The organism is Enterobacter huaxiensis, from assembly GCF_003594935.2.
Lineage (GTDB): Bacteria > Pseudomonadota > Gammaproteobacteria > Enterobacterales > Enterobacteriaceae > Enterobacter > Enterobacter huaxiensis.
Map to the genome: position 1 here is coordinate 2600214 of NZ_CP043342.1, position 18887 is coordinate 2619100.

The 18887-nt window shown below is 52.7% G+C and carries 14 protein-coding genes; 8 read left to right on the forward strand and 6 right to left on the reverse strand.

Annotation, left to right across the window (positions count from 1 at the left end; translation table 11 throughout):
- Positions 1–16 precede the first annotated feature (16 nt).
- A complete protein-coding gene (locus tag D5067_RS12370) occupies positions 17–1123 on the forward strand; it encodes a GGDEF domain-containing protein (RefSeq protein WP_119934370.1) in 1107 nt (368 codons plus the stop codon).
- A 137-nt stretch (positions 1124–1260) separates the two neighbouring features.
- On the opposite strand, the gene D5067_RS12375 is transcribed toward D5067_RS12370, so the two are convergent.
- Positions 1261–2760: an aldehyde dehydrogenase family protein gene (locus tag D5067_RS12375; RefSeq protein ID WP_119934371.1), complete on the reverse strand. Its 1500-nt coding sequence runs from the start codon at positions 2758–2760 to the stop codon at positions 1261–1263.
- Positions 2761–3000: 240 nt separating this feature from the next.
- Between D5067_RS12375 and feaR the strand changes: the two genes are divergently transcribed.
- Complete coding sequence (gene feaR / locus D5067_RS12380; protein WP_119934372.1) at positions 3001–3909, forward strand: transcriptional regulator FeaR; 909 nt, start codon at positions 3001–3003, stop codon at positions 3907–3909.
- Here feaR and D5067_RS12385 read toward each other — a convergent pair whose 3' ends face one another.
- From D5067_RS12385 to D5067_RS12395, 3 genes are read right to left on the reverse strand one after another with little or no spacing between them, the layout of a single operon-like run.
- The gene (locus D5067_RS12385; protein WP_119934373.1) at positions 3910–4227 is read right to left on the reverse strand and encodes a YdbL family probable chaperone protein; all 318 of its coding nucleotides are present in this window, start codon (positions 4225–4227) and stop codon (positions 3910–3912) included.
- Between the two features lie 7 nt (positions 4228–4234).
- Entirely contained in the window at positions 4235–4426 is a 192-nt protein-coding gene (locus tag D5067_RS12390) for a YnbE family lipoprotein (RefSeq protein WP_119934374.1), read from the reverse strand.
- Positions 4423–7062, reverse strand: coding sequence for a YdbH family protein (locus D5067_RS12395; RefSeq protein WP_119934375.1), 2640 nt, complete (start codon positions 7060–7062; stop codon positions 4423–4425). The genes D5067_RS12390 and D5067_RS12395 overlap by 4 nt, the downstream gene beginning before the upstream one ends.
- A gap of 913 nt (positions 7063–7975) precedes the next feature.
- On the opposite strand from D5067_RS12395, the gene D5067_RS12400 reads away from it, so the two are divergent.
- The 6 genes from D5067_RS12400 to D5067_RS12425 all read left to right on the forward strand — a co-directional run bounded on the left by D5067_RS12400 (position 7976) and on the right by D5067_RS12425 (position 15370).
- Complete coding sequence (locus D5067_RS12400) at positions 7976–8590, forward strand: helix-turn-helix transcriptional regulator (protein WP_119934376.1); 615 nt, start codon at positions 7976–7978, stop codon at positions 8588–8590.
- A gap of 227 nt (positions 8591–8817) precedes the next feature.
- Positions 8818–9375 (forward strand): fimbrial protein, encoded by a 558-nt coding sequence (locus D5067_RS12405; RefSeq protein ID WP_119934377.1) that lies wholly within the window; start codon positions 8818–8820, stop codon positions 9373–9375.
- A gap of 78 nt (positions 9376–9453) precedes the next feature.
- Positions 9454–10158: a fimbrial biogenesis chaperone gene (locus tag D5067_RS12410; protein ID WP_119934378.1), complete on the forward strand. Its 705-nt coding sequence runs from the start codon at positions 9454–9456 to the stop codon at positions 10156–10158.
- 124 nt (positions 10159–10282) lie between these two features.
- Positions 10283–12826 (forward strand): fimbria/pilus outer membrane usher protein, encoded by a 2544-nt coding sequence (locus tag D5067_RS12415; protein WP_119934379.1) that lies wholly within the window; start codon positions 10283–10285, stop codon positions 12824–12826.
- A gap of 67 nt (positions 12827–12893) precedes the next feature.
- A complete protein-coding gene (locus D5067_RS12420; protein ID WP_119934380.1) occupies positions 12894–14069 on the forward strand; it encodes a fimbrial protein in 1176 nt (391 codons plus the stop codon).
- Between the two features lie 311 nt (positions 14070–14380).
- Positions 14381–15370 carry a 2-hydroxyacid dehydrogenase gene (locus D5067_RS12425; protein ID WP_119934381.1) on the forward strand — a complete coding sequence of 330 codons (990 nt, stop codon included), beginning with the start codon at positions 14381–14383 and terminating at the stop codon, positions 15368–15370.
- Between the two features lie 33 nt (positions 15371–15403).
- Here the strand turns inward: D5067_RS12425 and D5067_RS12430 are convergent, their stop codons facing one another.
- Positions 15404–16624, reverse strand: coding sequence for a mechanosensitive ion channel family protein (locus D5067_RS12430; protein ID WP_119934382.1), 1221 nt, complete (start codon positions 16622–16624; stop codon positions 15404–15406).
- Positions 16625–16731: 107 nt separating this feature from the next.
- A complete protein-coding gene (gene dcp / locus D5067_RS12440) occupies positions 16732–18765 on the reverse strand; it encodes a peptidyl-dipeptidase Dcp (protein ID WP_119934383.1) in 2034 nt (677 codons plus the stop codon).
- Positions 18766–18887: the final 122 nt, after the last annotated feature.

Here is an 18887-nt window from a genome sequence, read left to right on the forward strand (position 1 = left end):
AGGGTAATAAGCATTAATGGAAAAAAGAAAAAAACCGACACTTGAACGGGCCACCTGGCCAACGCGGCATGCCATGGTCATGCATGGGCTGGCGATGAACCTTCCGTGGCTGGCCTTCGTCAATATCAGCTTCGCGGTGATGATTCTGCTGCGACACGTTCTGCTTAAGGCCGGCGACCCGCTTTATCCCCACTCGCCGCAGCTGACAAAAATAGTCGATGCCTCCATGCTTGGCATTACCCTCCTCTCAGCTGCGCTGATCCTCATGGCCTGGCGGCGCATCGCCGGTATCAGCGTGGTGTTGTTTATTTGTAGCGCCATCTGGTCGGTCTCCTGTTTCTGGTTTATCACCCAGCTGCTGCTCCCGCACGTCTGGCCGCTGTGCGTCATTTTATTACTCTCCGGCTTAACGGCGCTCTATTTTCATCCTAAGGGGTTGCTCGCCTTTGTGCTGCCGCTTTGGATCACCCTGCCGATAGCAAGCTGGGTACGAAATGATGGCCTCAACCTTCACTTCATTGTTATCTGGAGCGTCTTTACGCTGATCCTGATCTGCGGGCGTTTCATCCTGTTGAGCTGGTTTGACGAAGCCTGGCGACGCAACCAGCAAAATCAGCTGCTGATCTCCAGACTGGATGCGCTGGCGCATCAGGATCCGTTAACCAAAACCGCCAATCGCCGGAAAATGGAAGTGGTGCTGGAAAACGCGGTAGAGCAGAAAAAAACCTTCTCGGTGATTATGCTGGATATCGATTACTTCAAACTCTACAACGACACCTACGGCCATCAGGCGGGTGATGAATGCCTCACACGCGTAGCTCAGGTGCTGTTGAAATCGGTGCGAACCCCTGACGATGTGGTGTCACGCTACGGCGGCGAGGAGTTTGTGGTGATCCTGTTTAACTGCCCGGAAAACATCGCTGAAAAAGTTGCCTTACGAATTCAGGACGGCCTGCGCGCGGAGCCCATACCGCACGGCGCGTCAACCGTTAGCGACCATGTCACCGTGAGCATGGGAATTGCGAGCATGGCGGAAGGGTTAGCGGGCACCGAGATCATCGCCCGTGCCGATGCGGCGCTGTATCGTGCGAAAGAGGCCGGGCGGGACCGGTGGTCGCATTAAAAAATGCCGGGTGGCGGCTGCGCTGACCTGGCCTACGAAATTAGCCCGGTGTGGCCTGATGCCCTCACCCTGACCCTCTCCCACGGGAGAGGGAACACACACTAAAAAGGCAACCTCACGGTTGCCTTTTGCTTTTACTAGTAGCGCACGCAAACCGACTTGGTCTCGCACCAGCCGTCCAGCCAGTCCGGGCCAAAATCACGGCCGGTACCGGACTGCTTCATGCCGCCGAACGGCAGGTTGGCGTCGATCAGGGTATGGCTGTTTACCCACACCGTGCCCGCCTGCAGCCTGTCGGTGTACTCCAGCGCCTTGCCTATGTTTTGCGTCCAGACGCTGGCCGTCAGTCCGTACTCGGTATCATTTGCCAGCTGCAATGCCTCTTCGCCGTCGGCCACGCGCACCAGGTTCACCACCGGACCGAACACCTCTTCCCGCGTCAGGCGCAGCGCCGCATCCGGGTTGACCACCAGCGTAGGGGAAACGTAATAACCTTTGCCCTCCGGGCCACGGTTGCCGGTGATAAGCTCCGCGCTGCGCGATTTCGCTTCATCCAGGAAGGTCTGCACTTTATCGCAGTGGGCGCGCGAAACCAGCGGGTTAATAAACGCCTGCGGCGACATACCCGGCCCCACGCTCAGGGATTTCACCGCCTGCTCAAAGCCGTTCACCAGCGTGTCGAACAGCGGCGCTTCAATATAGATACGGGAGCTAGCCGCGCAAACCTGCCCCTGATTCAGGAAGCTGCCCATCATCAGCCCTTCAATCACCCAGGCTGGATCGGCGTCTTTCAGCACGATGGCCGGGTTTTTGCCACCCAGCTCCAGGGTGACGCCCGTCAACGTATCTGCCGCCGCGCGTGCAATCTGTTTCCCCGTGGCGGTGGAGCCGGTAAAGCTGACCTTGGCGATGCGCGGGTGTGACGTTAGCGCTGCGCCACACACCGCGCCACTTCCGGTCACGACGTTGAACACGCCTTCCGGTACACCGGCTTCACACGCCAGCTCCGCCACGCGCAGCATGGTCAGCGGCGTGGTTTCAGACGGTTTGATAACGATCGAACAGCCTGCCGCCAGCGCGGGCATCACTTTCCACATGCCGATCATCAGCGGGAAGTTCCACGGCACAATTCCGGCTACCACGCCTACCGGCTCTTTACGGGTCCAGGCCTGATAGCGTGCGCCCTGCGGTAGCGGGATAGAGAGGTCGAGAGTTTTACCCGCAATTTTGGTGGTCAGCCCGGCGGTGTAGCGCATCCAGTTCAGGGTGCAGCCCACCTCAAAGGCGCGGGAGATGTTAATGGATTTGCCCTGCTCCAGCGTTTCGAGTTGCGCCAGCTCTTCGCCGTGCTGCTCAACCAGATCGGCAAAGCGCAGCAGGATACGCTCACGCTCCGCCGGTAATTTTCCAGCCCAGCTGCGGGCCACAAAAGCGCGCCACCCGGACATCACCGCGCGGTCCACGTCGTCAACGCTGGCATCCGCCGTGGAGGCGATCGCCTCGCCCGTCGCCGGGTTATACACGTTCAGGCGTTTCTCGCTGTCCGATGCAGCCTGACGGCCTTCAATCCACAGGCCATGCTGTCGATCCAAAAACTGCTGTACGCCGGGCAGAACGGCGATCTGTGATTCAGACATAGGGTACTCCTTCGTTATTCTTCGCAGGGTTTAATGCAGTCTACGAAGCCTTTCGCGTTCCCGCTTTTATCTCTGTGACATTCGCTTTGCCACCTGTGACAGGCTCCGCAAATCGTGATAATTCCGGCTTATAGCGCTGTTCCCGGTGAGTGTTCTTTCCTATAGTCAGCCTCATGGCTCTGACAAAATGCAACACAAATGCAACAATGCAAAAACATTGACGGTGCGGCGAGATAAACAATGGCGTGTGCAAGCGAGCAGGAAAAGTATCAGCAGTGGCTGGCGCAAATTAACCAGGCGTGCGGGCGGTTCGACGCTCGCCCATTAGCGGGTGAATTTATGGGTGAACTGGAAACCAGCTACGCGCGCAGCCTCAAGTTAAGCACCGTGACCGCCGCTGGCGTTAACCTGTTTCGCACCCGTCAGGAGATTAAACACAGCAGCGACGCCTGGTTTTACACGGTGTTTCAGCTTGAAGGCAGCGCCGAGATTGAACAGGACGACCGCCGTTCGATCCTGAAAACCGGCGATATCACGCTGATCGACGCCTCGCGCCCCTGCTCCATCATCTGGCGGGAAACGTCCCGGCAGATTTCGCTCCTCGTTCCGCGGCAGATAGTCGAGCAACAGTGCCGTTTTCAGGAGGTCAGCTGCGCGCTCACGCTCTCGCGCAGCCTGCCAACGGTTCAGCTTAGCCATCGCCTGCTGCAGGAGAGTATGGGCAATGCGGACCTGAGCGATCGGGAAAGCGAAGCCGCGCTGGAAGCGATGATCTGCCTGCTGCGCCCCGCGTTCCAGCAGCGTGAAGCCGTACAGCCGCGCAAGGAACGGCAGTTTCAGAGCGTGTTGTCGCTGATTGATGACCATATTCAGTCCGAGGCGTTGCGCCCGGAATGGATTGCCTTAGAGAGCGGGATGTCGGTGCGCAGCCTGTACCGCATGTTTGCCGATAAAGGCCTGGTGGTCGCGCAGTATATTAAAAACCGTCGACTCGACCTCTGCGCGCAGGTACTGCGCTCCGCCGGCGATGAGGAGAAGCTGGCGGGGATTGGCTATAGCTGGGGGTTTGCCGACCACAGCCATTTTTCAACGGCCTTCAAGCAACGCTTTGGCGTGTCGCCCGGCGAATACCGCAAGCGGTGCCGCTAGCTACTTTTTCAGCCATCTGCCGTTAATCCCCTTCACGTATTCACCCGGCTGCGCCCGCGCAACCAGCTTCTGCCCCGCCATTTTTGCCACTTCATCCACGGGCAGGTTATTGCTGTCGGCCAGCTTTTGGTAACTTTCCGCGCGCGCGGCATTAATGCGGTTAACCAGCGCCAGCGTGTCGGCATCTTGCGCGACGGGCGCGATGTAGCCGCTCAGCGTTTCGCCCACGCGCCCTTGCGTGCGCGCATCATTCAGCGTGAGCGTCGCGGCCTGCACGTTGAACCCCAGCGCCAGAATAAGAAGTGTTAATCGTTTCATGGCATCCTCAGAACAGATCGCTGCGGGATTTCAGCAGGGTTTCAACGTCTTTATCGACCTTAATATGGATTTCATGCTCGATTTTCACGTTCATGTTGATGGTTATCGGCTCTTTCGGCGCCGCAACTTCAATACGCGGCGTACAGCCTGTCAGCAGCGCGACAGCGACCACGGTGAGTACACCAGCCATCATTTTCATTGTTGTTCCTCACTTTCCTTGCCTGTCGAACTGCGGATACCGGGTATCACCGCATGTTGCTCAAACCATGTTTGCAGGTTGTCCCCAAAGCGCAGGCTGCGCCAGAGGGTAAACACGTTCTCTTCATGGGTGTAGTTAAGGTTCACCGAACCGCTTTTGCCATCTACCCTGCTGGTTCCCTTGATGGTCGCCCGCAGGGTTAACATCCCCAGATTATCAACATTGAGCGTTGTCCACGACTGTGAAATTTCCATGTAGCGGAGCCAGTTAATCGCCGCGCCCGCCACCATATTATCGTTCACTATGGCATCCGCCGTATCTTTATCGATACGCAGCGTCATTGGCCCAGGGTTCGTCAGCCAGCCGTCTTTGATGATCCATTTCTCATTGTCCAGCCAAAACGGCAGCGCCCCGCTGACCGGGCCGGACAGGGTAAACTGTTTGGGGTTGACCGCGCCGATCAGCTCGCTGGTTGAGATATTGTCCACGCGCAGCAGCGCCGGATCGTGCTGCGGCATCCTGAGCTGCTGCAGGGTAATTTTACCGCCGAGCGCCTCAACCTTCACGTTAGTCAGCAGGAGCGGGTTCTCTTCCGTCCACGGATAGTCGCCCTGCAGATCGGCGGTAATGTTCCGCGCGGTGACCAGATTTTCAACTTCACCAATACGCAGCGTTACCGGGCCACGCGTACCCAGCGACCAGGTGCCTTCGCTAAAGCGGAAAGGCAGGACAAAATCGACGCCGTTGATCTTGTTATCGGGCATCCAGACGCTACCGGATTTCAGCACCCCGTGGCCGCCCGCTTCAAACCCCTGCTCGGCCGCCGCCGAGAAGGCAACCTGTGCGTAAAGCTCACCTTCACGCAGCGTCATTTTCCAGTCCGGCGGGATCAGCGGCTGAAACACGGTGAGAGACTGCTTTGGCCACCAGGCCTGCCCGCGCAGGCGTTCCCCGTCCCATCGTCCGTTTACCTGTACCGGGCCAATCTTATCGGCATGAAGATCGCCTTTAAACTGGAACAGCGTGGGGTCCGTGCCGTCTACGCTGAAGGTCAATACCGAGGGCGGCAGCACGCTGCCGCCGGAGAACGCGGTTTGCCCGGCGTTGAGCGACAGGGCGCCCGTAAATTTCGGATTGGCAGGGTCACGATACCAGCGCACCGGGTTATCCAGCACCAGACGCGGCTTGCTGACTTCCATCGTGCCGTACTGGAGCCTGTCGAACCCCGTCGAGAGGTCGGTTAATTCGATAAGCTTGTCGCGCCATTCGCCTTTACCCGCGACATCCCAGCGTGCGTGCATCGGCGTAAAACCGCCCTTGCCCCAGTAGCGCCACTGCCACAGGCCGTTATCGGGTAAAAAGTCGCTGGCCTGGCCGTCAAGGTGCAGCTCAAAATCGCCCATTTCATTTTCATGCGCGCGCAGGATCGCCTGCAGTCGACCGTCGACGCCCTTCTGCGTGAGCCTGACACCCGCCAGCGGCCAGCGAATTTCATCAATATCCAGGGAGTTGATGATGCGTCCGCGCGAGCGCAGCAGCGCCCCCGGCTCGAACGTCAGCTGCGGGTCGTTCAGGCTGCCGGTCAGTTTCGCCGGAAGCTTGGCGTAGAGGACAAGATCGTTTTGCTTTGCCTCACCGCTCAGATGCATCGGCATATCGCTGTTTTCCATGCTGAGCCTGCCCGGCCCAATATTCAGAACCGCGTTGCCTTTGCCTGCATCACCTTGCGTGAGCACGTTGAGGCGTCCGGTAACGGTGGCTTTTTCCAGCCCCTGCTGCCAGTTGTCGATCCGTACGCCCACGCGCCCACTCAGCGGCATGCCGGAGAGCGCCCAGTTCCAGCGCCCGTCGCTAACGTTCAGCTGTTCACCCGTAATCTGCCAGGGCAGGTCAAGCAGCGGATCGGGGTTATCCCGCGCCATCACTACCAGCTGGCCCTGATTGTCCTCCCAGTCAAGATCCGCATCGACCAGCGAGGTTAACTGTGGCACGTTAAAGGTGGCGAGCGCGTGGCCTTTTACCGGCACGCCGTCCGGGACCAGCGGCAGGGTAAATTCCCCCACCAGCTTCACAGGCTGCGGCTGGTCTGGAAGCAGGATATCAAACTGACTGATGGTCAGCGCCTGGCCCTTTAGCCGCCCTTTGATGTTCACCTGCTCGCCTTTATAGGCGATCTCCTGCGCTGCGGGGGTAAGCGAGGCGTGAAGTTCGCCCTCCCACTGCTGCCAGGGGCTTAGCGTTAAACGGTGAATGGTGAGCCAGGTATTGGGTAACACAGCCTGCCACTGCGCCAGCGTTTTTGGCGCCACCGTGGAGGGGGCTGACTGGGGCAATTTGCTCAGACAGGCGGAGTTTATTTCCAGCTCGCCTATATCAAGATCCCAGCGGCTCGGGTGCGACAGCGTGACGCGTTCAATGCGTGCTATTTCGCACTCGTCGACAAGATAGCGAAGATCGGGAATTACGAGGGCTTGGCGCGTTAATTTAGGGCTTTTTTCAAACGCGATTCGCGTCCCGACGGGCAGCCAGATCCCGGCCAGGGTTGGCACCCACTGAGCGAGCGTCATCAGCAGCGTCAGCGGCAGCAGAATCAATAGCAGTAATAGCGCAATTGCGGCTTTGTATTTACCCTTCATGGGCAGTTAATATCCTGATTTAGCGAGAGAATTAAGCCGACACTGCCAATCATTGTCGCATGTTTAGCCAGTCAGTTGAAGCAAATGCCATAATTAAGGATAGATGCTCTGGCTCTATATGGTAAAAAGTCGCAGTTCCACCGCTCAAATTAATGACTAGCGTATCCCGTTGCAATGTTAGGCCTGGGCCTGATTCGCCCGTGACCCGCTTTGCGTAGTGTTGTCATCAGCCTTAAAGACCATTTCATTTGTAGCGACTTATCAGCCCGCAAGATTATCCCCTGCGCAGGATTTTTATCTCACAACACACCTCGGGCCGTTAGAAGGTTAACAGGCACTGGTTCTGATGATTAAAACCGTATACCCACAAATTTATAGGAGTTGTTGTCCAAACGAGGATGGAGAAATTGATCCAGATCATCTTTATGTGATTTTTTCTGAAGCGTTAACTTTGTTTTTGCAACAAGATTTGTTTTCTGCAACAAATTAACAAAGGAAAACCAAATTGAGAACTTTACTTAAGATAATTAGGGGTCGTTTGTAAGCATTAGTCAATACATCATCAATGCTCTAAAAATATCGCAGTTCAACTCTATCTCAATACTGGCTTTTTTACCCCACAAGGACAGATCGTTTAAATTTACATTTCCATTTTCAAAAAATAGGATTATTAGAGATTATGTGACCAAAACCTACCTTTAATTTTAACATGAATAAACGCTATTTAAACCGCTCTCAGTCAACCTATCAAAAAAGATCATCTTGATAGGTAAAAACGATTGTAAATGAAATGCCATATCGTTAAAAATCCTTATCAGCAAATTAATATCGCATGACACAAACGCCATATTTTCATTTCAATATGGGAGGGATAGTTTGCACGTTTTTTCTAAGGGAGGTGGGAGAATGAACAATGTCGTTTTATTTCATTTCTGACAATAGCTACTTTATCGAAGGGTTAAAGCTTTCCCTGACTGGCAATGACTTCGATAAAAACTCCATTTACGTAAATATTAATGAAGATGATTTTTATTTCCACCCGGGAAAAGATGATATTGTTGTTCTTGCCGTAGCCAATATTAATGTCAGGCGTAAAATATTAAAAACCCCGGAAATTGCTCTCTGCAAACTGGCGATAATGGGAAGAGCAAAAACTCTGGGTATGCTAAAAGGAGTCTTTCTACCATGGTTTTTTTCCAGGGAGATGACCTCAAGAGAGCTAGCTAATGCATTGATACATATAAAAAACCATAAATTCACCTTGCATCAATTCTCTGATAGAGAAGCAGAGGTTTTTTTTTACCTTGGAGCCGGGTTTTCACATGAAGAGGTTGCCGGCATGATGGGTTTCTCTAGCAAATATATCTATGCGCTACGGAGAAAGGTTAATACCAGCATGGGTTTGTTAGATTGCAACTGTGCCACAGGTATACTTCTTTGTAGGGATATTGCGGAAATGTTCATGTTCAGTAAAAGGAAGACTGTTCCGAATCGCTTTAATTTTGGAACAAACGTAGCATTTTATTGAATGAAAATGGACGTCACAAATCCGCACTCTAGTTTTGAAACAGGCCATTATATTTTAACCCATGAAATATTTTCCCATGGTGATAATTACAGATGGTCATCCTAAAGCAAATGGAGGAAGTTCGCCACGATAAAAAGTAAACATTATTGAAACAGAGTTGATTTTCCCCTAATAGTTATGCCGTAAATCCAGGGCAGGGAAATTATTTTTTAACAATGGAGTTCATCATGAAAATGAGTAAACATTTCTTCGCTATCGCAGTCGTAGCAACCTGTAGTGTTCCAGCTGTAAATGCTGCCTCGAATGGCACCATTAATTTTACGGGAGAAGTATTGGATAAAACCTGCGATGTTACCATCGACGGTAATGCCAGCCCGGCTACCGTTATTTTGCAGGCAGTTGACAAGAGTCAACTGAATGCCGCCGGTAAAACCGCAAAACGTACTGGTTTTAATATTGAACTGAGTAATTGTTCTGGTTCCGCATCCGTTACCAGCGCAGCAGCTTTCTTTGAAAACGGCTCTACTGTTGATCCTATCGGCTATCGTCTCAATAACACCATTACCGACGGGACAGGCGCGACGAACGTTCAGCTTCAATTAGTTGATGCACCTACGGGTAATGCTATCAAGGTAGGTAGTCCAGACCAGCATACCTCTTCTTCTACTTATGATCTGTCGTCAGGTTCCGCAACGCTGCCCTATGCAGTTGAGTATTTCGCGACCGATGCAGCGACGCCGGGTCTTGTAGCCAGCTCCGTTAATTTCACCATCAACTACTTCTAACCGACTCTGGATTAGACAGGACGCTAACGAGCTTTACTCGGGGAGCAGCTTTGCTCCCCACTTTCAGGAGAAAATAGAATGAAACTTCGTACCGCCCGGCTTAATGCCGCAACGCTTTTTTTATCCGTTGCTTTTACGTCCCCAGTCCTGGCGGGAATTGTCATCACCGGTACTCGTGTCGTTTACCCGGCGGGCGAGAGGGAGGTAACGGTTAAAATTGATAACCGAGGTAATCAACCTGTACTGGCGCAAAGCTGGATAGACGACGGCAACGCCAATGCCACGCCTGAAACAGCACAGGCCCCTTTCTCAATTAGCCCGCCTGTGAATCGAATCAATGCAGGAAAAGGTCAAACGCTGCGCCTTATGTATACGGGAGATTCATTACCAAACGATAAAGAATCAGTGTTCTGGTTAAACGTGCTGGAAGTTCCGCCGATGAACAAAGAGAAGCAAAACCAGCTGGAGATGGCGTTTCGATCTCGCATAAAGATTTTTTATCGTCCCTCTGGTTTAACAGGAAATGCAAACCTGGCCGGCCAATCTGTGAGCTGGAAAAAAGTAAAGGATGGCGTAATGGGCACCAACCCCACGCCATATTATGTATCACTCGCCAATATCGCAGAAGATAAAGAAGGGAAAAAACCCATTGCTAATGGCGGAATGCTACCTCCGGGAGGAAAAGTCTTCTTTCCGACCAATAAGATTCTGAGCACTATTTACCCTTCTTATATTAACGATTTCGGCGGTATTACCCCTGTGCCACAGTCAGTTGCCCCTTAGTAAACTTCAGTGGGCAATAAGTAAGAGCACAAGAGATTACTAAGTTAATACACGCCTTAAAACGGTCCCATTATTTTTCAACTGCAGCGCATTAACTCACGTCGCTAAAGTGAAAGGAACTCACATGTCCCCTTTACATCATTTGCTGTCTCCGCTGGCTGCCGCCGTTCTGCTTGCTTTAGCAACAGAGAGCGCGGCCAATAATGATATTGAGTTTAACCCTCACTTTATGAGTCCTGATAGCCAGAACAGAATCGATCTGAACCGCTATAACCGGGATCTTGCCCCCGCAGGCCGACACAGTGTTGAACTTATCGTGAACGATCGCCGTATTGGCCGCGATGACGTTACCGTTCAGGACAGAATTGTAAGCGAAAAGGATATTCCGGGAACGGATATTTGCATTAAACCCAGGACCCTGATTGCGTTAGGTATCAATATTGAGCAACTCCCGAAACAAGCGCAAATAATGATTGCAGCTCACAATAACTCAGATGAGAGTGGAGAATGCCTTTCTTTGAATCGTCTGTTGCCAGATAACAGCGTGTCTTTCGATGCCAATGAGCAATCCCTTAATCTCAACTTGCCAGAGGTGTATCTCATCACTCGTCCCAGAGGTTACGTGAATCCTGAACAATGGGATACGGGGATTACTGCTGCTACATTGGGTTATAACCTCAACGCCGGGAGTACCCGTTATAATGGTAAAGATAACGACATTCTTTATGGCAACTTCAATAGCGGGTTTAATTTTGGTGGCTGGTACTTCCGTCATAACGGCGTTTATACCAAAACTTCCGATACCGACAGCGATTACAATAATATTAACACCTACCTGCAGCGTGACATTATCAATATTCAAGGACGTTTGCTTTTAGGTGATGCTAATACTAAGGGTGAATTGTTCGATACCCTTTCGTTTCGAGGAGCGCAAATTGCCAATGAAGAACAAATGTTACCTGACTCAGTTAAAGGATACGCCCCCGTAGTCAGGGGAAATGCCCGGACTGCTGCACGCGTTATCATCAGACAGAACGGTAACATCATATATGAGAGATCCGTCGCACCGGGTCCTTTCGAAATCACCGATCTTTATCCAACGGGCTATGGCGGCAATCTTGAGGTGTCTATTGAAGAAGCCGATGGTTCGCAGCAGAATTTTCAAATTCCGTATACGGCAACGAGTAACCTCTTGCGCCCAGGTACGCATCATTACAGCCTGACCTTCGGCAAAATACGTTCAAGCCAGCTTCGCGAGGAACCCACTCTCGCAGAAGCGACGTATCGACGTGGTGTATCTAACGCCCTGACGCTTTATGGCGGCATGCAGGGAAACGGCGCATACCAGGCGATACAGGGCGGTGCGGCTGTGGGCACCCCACTTGGTACATTTTCTTTGGATGCAACTCATGCTCGTCCCCGCCTGGGAATCGGCTGGGAGAAAATGTCAGGGGAAAGCTACCAGCTGAAGTACAGCAATGTCATCCAGAGTACAGGTAGCAACCTCTCCATTGCGGCCTATCGGTACTCTACCGATGGCTATATGGACTTCATGACGGCCATGACCACCTCCGAGTTGCATTCGGAGAACCGCAGCGGAAAAACCGCGAGACGAACTAAAGACAGACTCTTAATTAGCGCTTCACAGCCGCTGCCGCCCGGCTGGGGACAGTTTTATGTGAGTGCATGGCAACAGGCCTACTGGAATGACCATGCTAAAGAACGTCAATACCAGTTCGGATACAACAACCGATTCAAGAACCTTAGCTACAGCCTGAGTATCAATCGAAATCAGGACCTTTTCGGTCGGTTTCAAAACACCTATATGCTAAATCTGACTCTTCCGTTGGATGGGCTGATGGGCTTTAGTCAAGTAGGGTCCACCCTCACACGCGGACCAGGCAATACACTAAATGAACAGCTGTTCGCCTCCGGTACATCCGGCGCGGAGAATGAATATAGTTACAGCGTGACTGCGGGACATAATCGGCAGAGCGGTGAGCGCAGCGGCAATAGCAGCTTAGTGATGAATGGTTCGGTGCGGACACCTTATACCACGCTGAACAGTTTAGCGGGTGGCGGTAATCACTATGAGACCTGGTCGGCAGGGCTCAGCGGCGCGTTGGTGGCGCACTCAGGCGGTTTAACACTCTCTCCATACAGTGGCGATACCTATGCCCTGGTTGAGGCTAAAGGTGCGAAAGGCGCAAGCATGGTCAGCTATCCGGGCATCAAAATTGATAGCTTCGGCTACGCCGTTATTCCTTACCTCACGGCGTACCAACTTAATGAAGTGGAGATCAGCCCGAAGGGTCTGTCCAACAATGTCGAACTTAACCTGACAAGTCAGAAAGTTGCGCCATACAGCGGAGCGGTAGTGAAAGTGAAATACGATACCACCGTAGGCTATCCCGCACTGATAGATGCACCAACAACAAGCGGTAAACCCCTGCCCTTCGGCGCAGAAGCTTTCGACGAGGACGGGCGACACATAGGCGTCGTCGGTCAGGGCGGAAAACTGTTCGCCCGCGTGCCGTCAATGGAAGGCAACGTCAGAGTTGTCTGGGGTCGGGCATCAGACCAGCAGTGTCAGGTGCGTTATATGTTACCCGCTAATGCGGATCTGGAAAAAAGTAATGCTATCAAATTCAACTCACGCTGCGAGTAAACGGTGGAACTGTATCGCTACGCCCAGGGACACGCACAGTAGTTACGGACACAAAAGGATCCTGATTATGGATATAACTCAGCGTTTATGCTGCCTGTTTAGGCATTCATTTCGTGCAATGAGCCGCGTAATCTGTGGCGCATTAGCGCTTTTTACACTACAAACACAAGCATATACCTGTGGGTTTACAGACACTTTCTACGAGAACCTGAGCATTCCGGTGGTTGGACCAGGCATGTCGACAGTGGGTGAAGATGTACCTGTTGGTCAGGTACTCTACACCGGACGATTTATGGGAAATGCCCGGACAACTTCCTATTTTTGTACTGTTACAGTAGAAGATCTCGAAACTGGCCAATACCCGATAGCCTTTCACGTTTACAACAAAGTGGACACAATCACCACCCCATCAGGTGCGCCTACCCTTGCAGGTGAAAAGTCTGTTTACCCAACGAATGTTCCCGGGATCGGTGCAACATTTACCATAATTGGCTCAGGTACAAACACCCAATTCCCTGCGACTTGGGAAAACGAGCTGGAAATAAGTTATGGCACATTGACGCAGGGCGTGGGCCAGTTCGCACGGGTCGACGTCCAGTTGATCAAAACCGGTCCGATTGCGCCTGGCACCCACCAGGTTCTGGGGTCATCGCTTCCGACATTCCAAATCACGTCGGGTTCGAAAAAGCCCGACATCATAGATCACACATTTGTCACACTTAGTTTCACAGGGGCAATAACGATGTACACCAAAACCTGTCAACTGACTACATCGGTGGTCGACGTGGATTTGGGAACTCACAATCGTTCTGACTTCGGGGGCATCGGCAGCGCCACGTCGTGGAAAAATTTCGACATCCTCCTGAGGGATTGCCCTGCTTTTGTAGGCTATGGTAACCACGCCTACAGGGAAGCAACAGATGTGACAACAGGCACAAGTACGCCAAACCAAGTTGCCCTCGGTTTTAACAGCGTTTACGGCATTGTCGACAACAATCCCCTGCTGGCGAAGCTGGAAAGCGGGCCGACGGCTGCGGAAGGTATTGGAATCGAATTATCGGAACGTAATTCTACCACCTCTTTGAGTGTTGATGGTTCCGGCACCTTCAATCTTCAAAATTTACCTACGACAGATGGCTCGAATTTCACTATCCCGCTAAAAGCACGCTATGTTCAATATGAAGCGGAAGTTAAGGCAGGTATTGCGAACGGAGCGGCTGTATTCACTATTACCTATAACTGACGGCAAGCTAATTTTTAAATTTTAGTGTTACCTCCAGGCCGGTTCACCGGCCTTTTACCTATGCCATCCCACCTTAAAAGCCGGGTTACTGCTTAACTCCTCTCTCCTGCAATGCTGGCTCGATGGCCAATAGAACTGGTCTAAGGCCAAGTATATTCTGATGAACGCTGTGTCGTTTTAAAATCATAGAGTTATTACCTAAATATGCTCTAGAATAATTCATAGAACTTATTGAATTCAATAATATTTTATAAATTGTAAGATTATTTTAATCATGCTAACGTGAATGCAAAATCACTGGAGAAAGTCTTATGAAACTCGCGGTTTATAGCACAAAGCAGTACGACAAAAAGTATCTGCAACATGTTAACGAGGATTACGGATTCGATCTTGAATTTTTCGACTTTCTGCTGACCGAAAAAACCGCCAAAACGGCGCACGGCTGCGAAGGCGTCTGTATCTTCGTGAACGATGACGGCAGCCGCCCGGTGCTGGAAGAGTTGAAAAAACACGGGGTGAAATACATTGCCCTGCGCTGCGCTGGCTTTAATAACGTCGATCTCGACGCGGCGAAGGAGCTGGGTCTGAAGGTAGTGCGCGTTCCGGCCTACTCGCCGGAAGCCGTCGCTGAACACGCTATTGGCATGATGATGTCGCTAAACCGACGTATTCATCGCGCTTATCAACGCACCCGTGATGCCAATTTCTCACTGGAAGGCCTGACCGGTTTCACCATGTACGGCAAAACTGCGGGCGTGATCGGTACGGGTAAAATCGGCGTGGCGGCCCTGCGCATCCTCAAAGGCTTTGGCATGCGCCTGCTGGCGTTTGACCCGTACCCAAGCGCTGCCGCGCTGGAGCTTGGCGTGGAGTATGTTGACCTTGCCACGCTGTTCTCGCAGTCAGACGTTATCTCTCTGCACTGCCCGCTGACGCCGGAAAACTACCATCTGCTTAACCAGTCGGCGTTTGAGCAGATGAAAGACGGCGTGATGATCATCAACACCAGCCGCGGCGCACTGATAGACTCCCAGGCGGCCATCGAAGCGCTGAAAACGCAGAAGATTGGCGCGCTGGGGATGGACGTATATGAAAACGAACGCGATCTGTTCTTTGAGGACAAGTCTAACGACGTGATTCAGGATGACGTCTTCCGCCGCCTGTCCGCCTGCCATAACGTTCTGTTTACCGGCCACCAGGCGTTCCTGACGGCCGAAGCGCTGATCAGCATTTCCGAAACCACGCTCGGGAATCTGCAGCAGCTGGAGAAGGGTGAAGAGTGCCCTAACGCGATAGCGTAAGCAAAGCGCGCCGGGCTATACGCCCGGCCTGTTTTACCCTTTCTGAGACAAACGCCAGAAATCGTGACCTGCCGGGTACTGGTACAAACGGAGCGAAAATTTCTCCACCACGGCAGTAATATATTCAAAAATGGCGGATTGCGTATTTTCATAATCCATCCACATCGTGGACGTGGTAAAACAGTAAATTTCCAGCGGGATCCCGGATGCCGACGGCTTTAACGTTCTCACCACGATGTACATATCCTTAATGATATCCGGCCGTTCGGCCAGGTATGCCATCATATAATGACGAAACAGCGTTAAGTTTGTCAGCCCGTTATCAACGAACCAGCTGTCGGCAACCCCCGTGGGATCGCGGCCGTCGAGCAGCTTTGCAAGCGGTTCACTCACGCCGCGTATTGCCAGCATGGGCGCGAGTATGTCTTGATTGAGAAACACGACCGAATGCTGATCGATGGTGGTGCTGCGCATTATTCTGCGCGCCCCGGACGAAAACATCGCCTGCCAGTTGGTATAGGTTTCTGTTAAGAAATTTTTGGTCGGGATACGCGAGATCGTATTGTCCCAGTTGCGGATAGTAATGGTGTGCAGGGCAATGTCGGTCACCTCTCCGCTTAAGTTTTTATCCGGCATTTCAATCCAGTCGCCAAGCTGAAGCACATCATTAGATGAAAGCTGAACGTTGGCGACAAGGGAAAGTAACGTATGCTGGAAGACGAGCATGAGTACCGCGGCAACCGCACCGAGGCTTGAAATGATTATGGCAGGGGATTTATTAGACATCACCGCAATAATCATGATGGCGGCAATGATATGGACGACTATTTTTCCTATCTGAATGTAGCCCTTGATAGAGTGATTTTTTCGCTTGGTTTTTCGCAGATAAGAGCTGTTAACAATATCCAGCATCTCATTGATAAATACCGACAGAAATATAAAAAATAATATCCCACACACGGTATTTATCGCCGTCACCAGGGACGCTGGCATATTCGGCATAAACTGCAGAACGTAATATACGCTGATCACCGGAACGAAGTTGGAGAGTTTCTCAGCAATTCGACGGTCTTTTTCTAACGGAACGTCCTGTTTGTGGCTGGAAAAGAAAACCCTTCTTACGACTTTAATTAACAGGAATTTGCACATGATGTGCGCAAAAAAACCGGAGATAATCAGCAGTACAATGTTAAAACCGATAGCAAGTGCAGGATTGCTCTCAATAAACGTTAATAAATAATCCAGGTACGCCATCATCCCTCGCCTGCGTTGTTCGCCATGTTGTCCCTATTCTGACCTGAGGTTAGTTTTACAACAAGGTCTCTTAATTTGAAAGCCGGGTATCAACCCGGCCCTGTACCTTACGCACTCAGCCCGCGGTTCACCAGCATGGGTTCAATTTGCGGATCGTGGCCGCGCCACTGTCGATACAGCTCCGCAAGGTCTGAACTGTTACCGCGGGATAATATCGCGTCACGGAAAGCTTGCCCGTTCTCGCGCGTTAATCCACCCTGCTCGACAAACCACTGGTAGCCATCGTCGGCCAGCATCTGCGTCCAGAGATAGGCGTAATAACCCGCCGCATAGCCGCCGCCGAAAATATGGGCAAAATAGCTGCTGCGATAGCGCGGCGGCACCGCCGGCAGATCCAGCCCCTCTTTTTTCAGCGCTTCGGCTTCGAAATTCTCAACGCCATTCACTGAACCGCTAATGCTGTGCCAGTTCATATCCAGCAGGGCCGCGCTCAGCAGCTCCGTCATGTCGTAGCCTTTGTTGAACTGGGTTGCGTTAAGCATTTTCTCCCGCAGTGCATCCGGCATCGGCTCATTGGTTTCAAAATGACGGGCATAGTGGGCAAAGACCTGCGGATGGCTTGCCCAGTGCTCGTTAATTTGTGACGGGAACTCCACGAAATCACGCGGCGTGTTGGTGCCTGAAAGCGTGGCAAAGCGCTGGCTGGCGAACAGGCCGTGCAGCGTATGGCCAAACTCGTGGAACAGCGTAATCACGTCGTCCCAGGAGATCAGCGCCGTCTGCCCGTTTGCCGGCTTTTGATAGTTACACACGTTGTAAATCACCGGACGCGCGGCAAACTCATGGGATTGCTCAACAAAGTTGCCCATCCACGCCCCGCCGCCTTTGGAATCGCGGGCGAAGAAATCACCGTAGAACAGCGCCATGCCTTCGCCGGTATGGTCGAATATTTCCCATACGCGAACGTCCGGGTGATAAACCGGTATATCGAACCGCTCGACAAAGCTAATCCCAAACAGCTGGCTGGCCGCCCAGAATACGCCGTCGTGCAACACGGTATTAAGCGCAAAGTAGGGCTTGATTTGCGACTCATCGAGCGCGTATTTACCCAGGCGCACGCGCTCGGCATAGAACGCCCAGTCCCAGGCCTGGGCAGTGAAGCCGCCCTGCTCGTCATCAATGACTTTCTGAATGTCCGCCAGCTCACGCTCGGCCCGCGCGCGCGCCGCGGGGACGATTCCGCGCATAAAGGCCAGCGCCGCCGCAGGCGTTTTGGCCATTTGATCCGCGGTGCTCCAGCTCGCGTAATCCGCAAAACCCAGCAGCGTCGCCTGACGCGCGCGCAGGGCGGTAAGACGCGTAATCAGCTCGCGGGTGTCATTTTCATCGCCCCTCTGGGTGCGTTCCCATCCGGCCTTGAACAGGTTTTCTCGGGTCTGGCGGTTGGTTAGCGCAGAAAGCGCGGGCTGCTGGGTAGTATTGAGCAGCGGGATCAGCCAGCGGTCGTTCAGCCCTTTCTCGGCGGCGGCCTGCGCGGCAGTGGCAATCTCATCAGCGCTTAATCCCTCAAGCTGCTCAACCTCATCGGCGACCATTCCGCCCGCTTTATCCGCCGCCAGCAGGCGTTGATTGAACTGGCTGGTCAGGGACGCTGACTGGGTGTTCAGCGCTTTCAGCTCCGCTTTCTCTTCGGCGGTAAGGCGCGCACCGGCCAGCACAAAGTGCTGGTACGTCTCTTCCACCAGCCGACGGGATTCCGCATCCAGCGCCGCTCGCGCCTGCCAGACCGCCTCCACGCGGGAGAACAGCGTATCGTTAAGCCAGATGTCGTTGGCCAGCCCGGCGAGCTCTGTCGAAAACTGCTCGTCCAGCGTCTGGAGGTCATCATTGGTGTGTGCAGAGGTCATGGCGAAGAAAACGCTGCTTACGCGCGACAGCATGGCGCCGCTTTTTTCCAGCGCCAGCACGGTGTTGTTGAAGTCCGGTGCGGCAGTTTGCGCGATGATAGCCTCGATATCGGCTCGCTTCTGGCACATCGCTTCATCAAATGCCGGGCGATAGTGGCTATCGTTAATCTCATCAAAACGCGGAGCCTGATAAGGCAGCTGGCTGATTTCATAAAAAGGATTATTGGCCGACATCTTTTACTCCTGAGAACGGTATATCCCCCCAGAGTAGGCCAGCCAGCCAATGCCTGCAATGCCGTCATACAAATGTTGCCTTAACGGCGTGCCGGAGAGCGTGCTATGGTAATACAACACAA

Excerpts from the sequence above, each read along its gene's own strand:
- D5067_RS12420 (WP_119934380.1), top strand. The coding sequence starts at position 12,894 with ATGGATATAACTCAGCGTTTATGCTGCCTGTTTAGGCATTCATTTCGT.
- D5067_RS12430 (WP_119934382.1), bottom strand. The coding sequence starts at position 16,624 with ATGGCGTACCTGGATTATTTATTAACGTTTATTGAGAGCAATCCTGCA.
- D5067_RS12395 (WP_119934375.1), bottom strand. The coding sequence starts at position 7,062 with ATGAAGGGTAAATACAAAGCCGCAATTGCGCTATTACTGCTATTGATT.
- D5067_RS12425 (WP_119934381.1), top strand. The coding sequence starts at position 14,381 with ATGAAACTCGCGGTTTATAGCACAAAGCAGTACGACAAAAAGTATCTG.
- D5067_RS12400 (WP_119934376.1), top strand. The coding sequence starts at position 7,976 with ATGTCGTTTTATTTCATTTCTGACAATAGCTACTTTATCGAAGGGTTA.
- D5067_RS12390 (WP_119934374.1), bottom strand. The coding sequence starts at position 4,426 with ATGAAAATGATGGCTGGTGTACTCACCGTGGTCGCTGTCGCGCTGCTG.
- dcp (WP_119934383.1), bottom strand. The coding sequence starts at position 18,765 with ATGTCGGCCAATAATCCTTTTTATGAAATCAGCCAGCTGCCTTATCAG.
- feaR (WP_119934372.1), top strand. The coding sequence starts at position 3,001 with ATGGCGTGTGCAAGCGAGCAGGAAAAGTATCAGCAGTGGCTGGCGCAA.
- D5067_RS12370 (WP_119934370.1), top strand. The coding sequence starts at position 17 with ATGGAAAAAAGAAAAAAACCGACACTTGAACGGGCCACCTGGCCAACG.
- D5067_RS12375 (WP_119934371.1), bottom strand. The coding sequence starts at position 2,760 with ATGTCTGAATCACAGATCGCCGTTCTGCCCGGCGTACAGCAGTTTTTG.
- D5067_RS12410 (WP_119934378.1), top strand. The coding sequence starts at position 9,454 with ATGAAACTTCGTACCGCCCGGCTTAATGCCGCAACGCTTTTTTTATCC.
- D5067_RS12415 (WP_119934379.1), top strand. The coding sequence starts at position 10,283 with ATGTCCCCTTTACATCATTTGCTGTCTCCGCTGGCTGCCGCCGTTCTG.
- D5067_RS12405 (WP_119934377.1), top strand. The coding sequence starts at position 8,818 with ATGAAAATGAGTAAACATTTCTTCGCTATCGCAGTCGTAGCAACCTGT.
- D5067_RS12385 (WP_119934373.1), bottom strand. The coding sequence starts at position 4,227 with ATGAAACGATTAACACTTCTTATTCTGGCGCTGGGGTTCAACGTGCAG.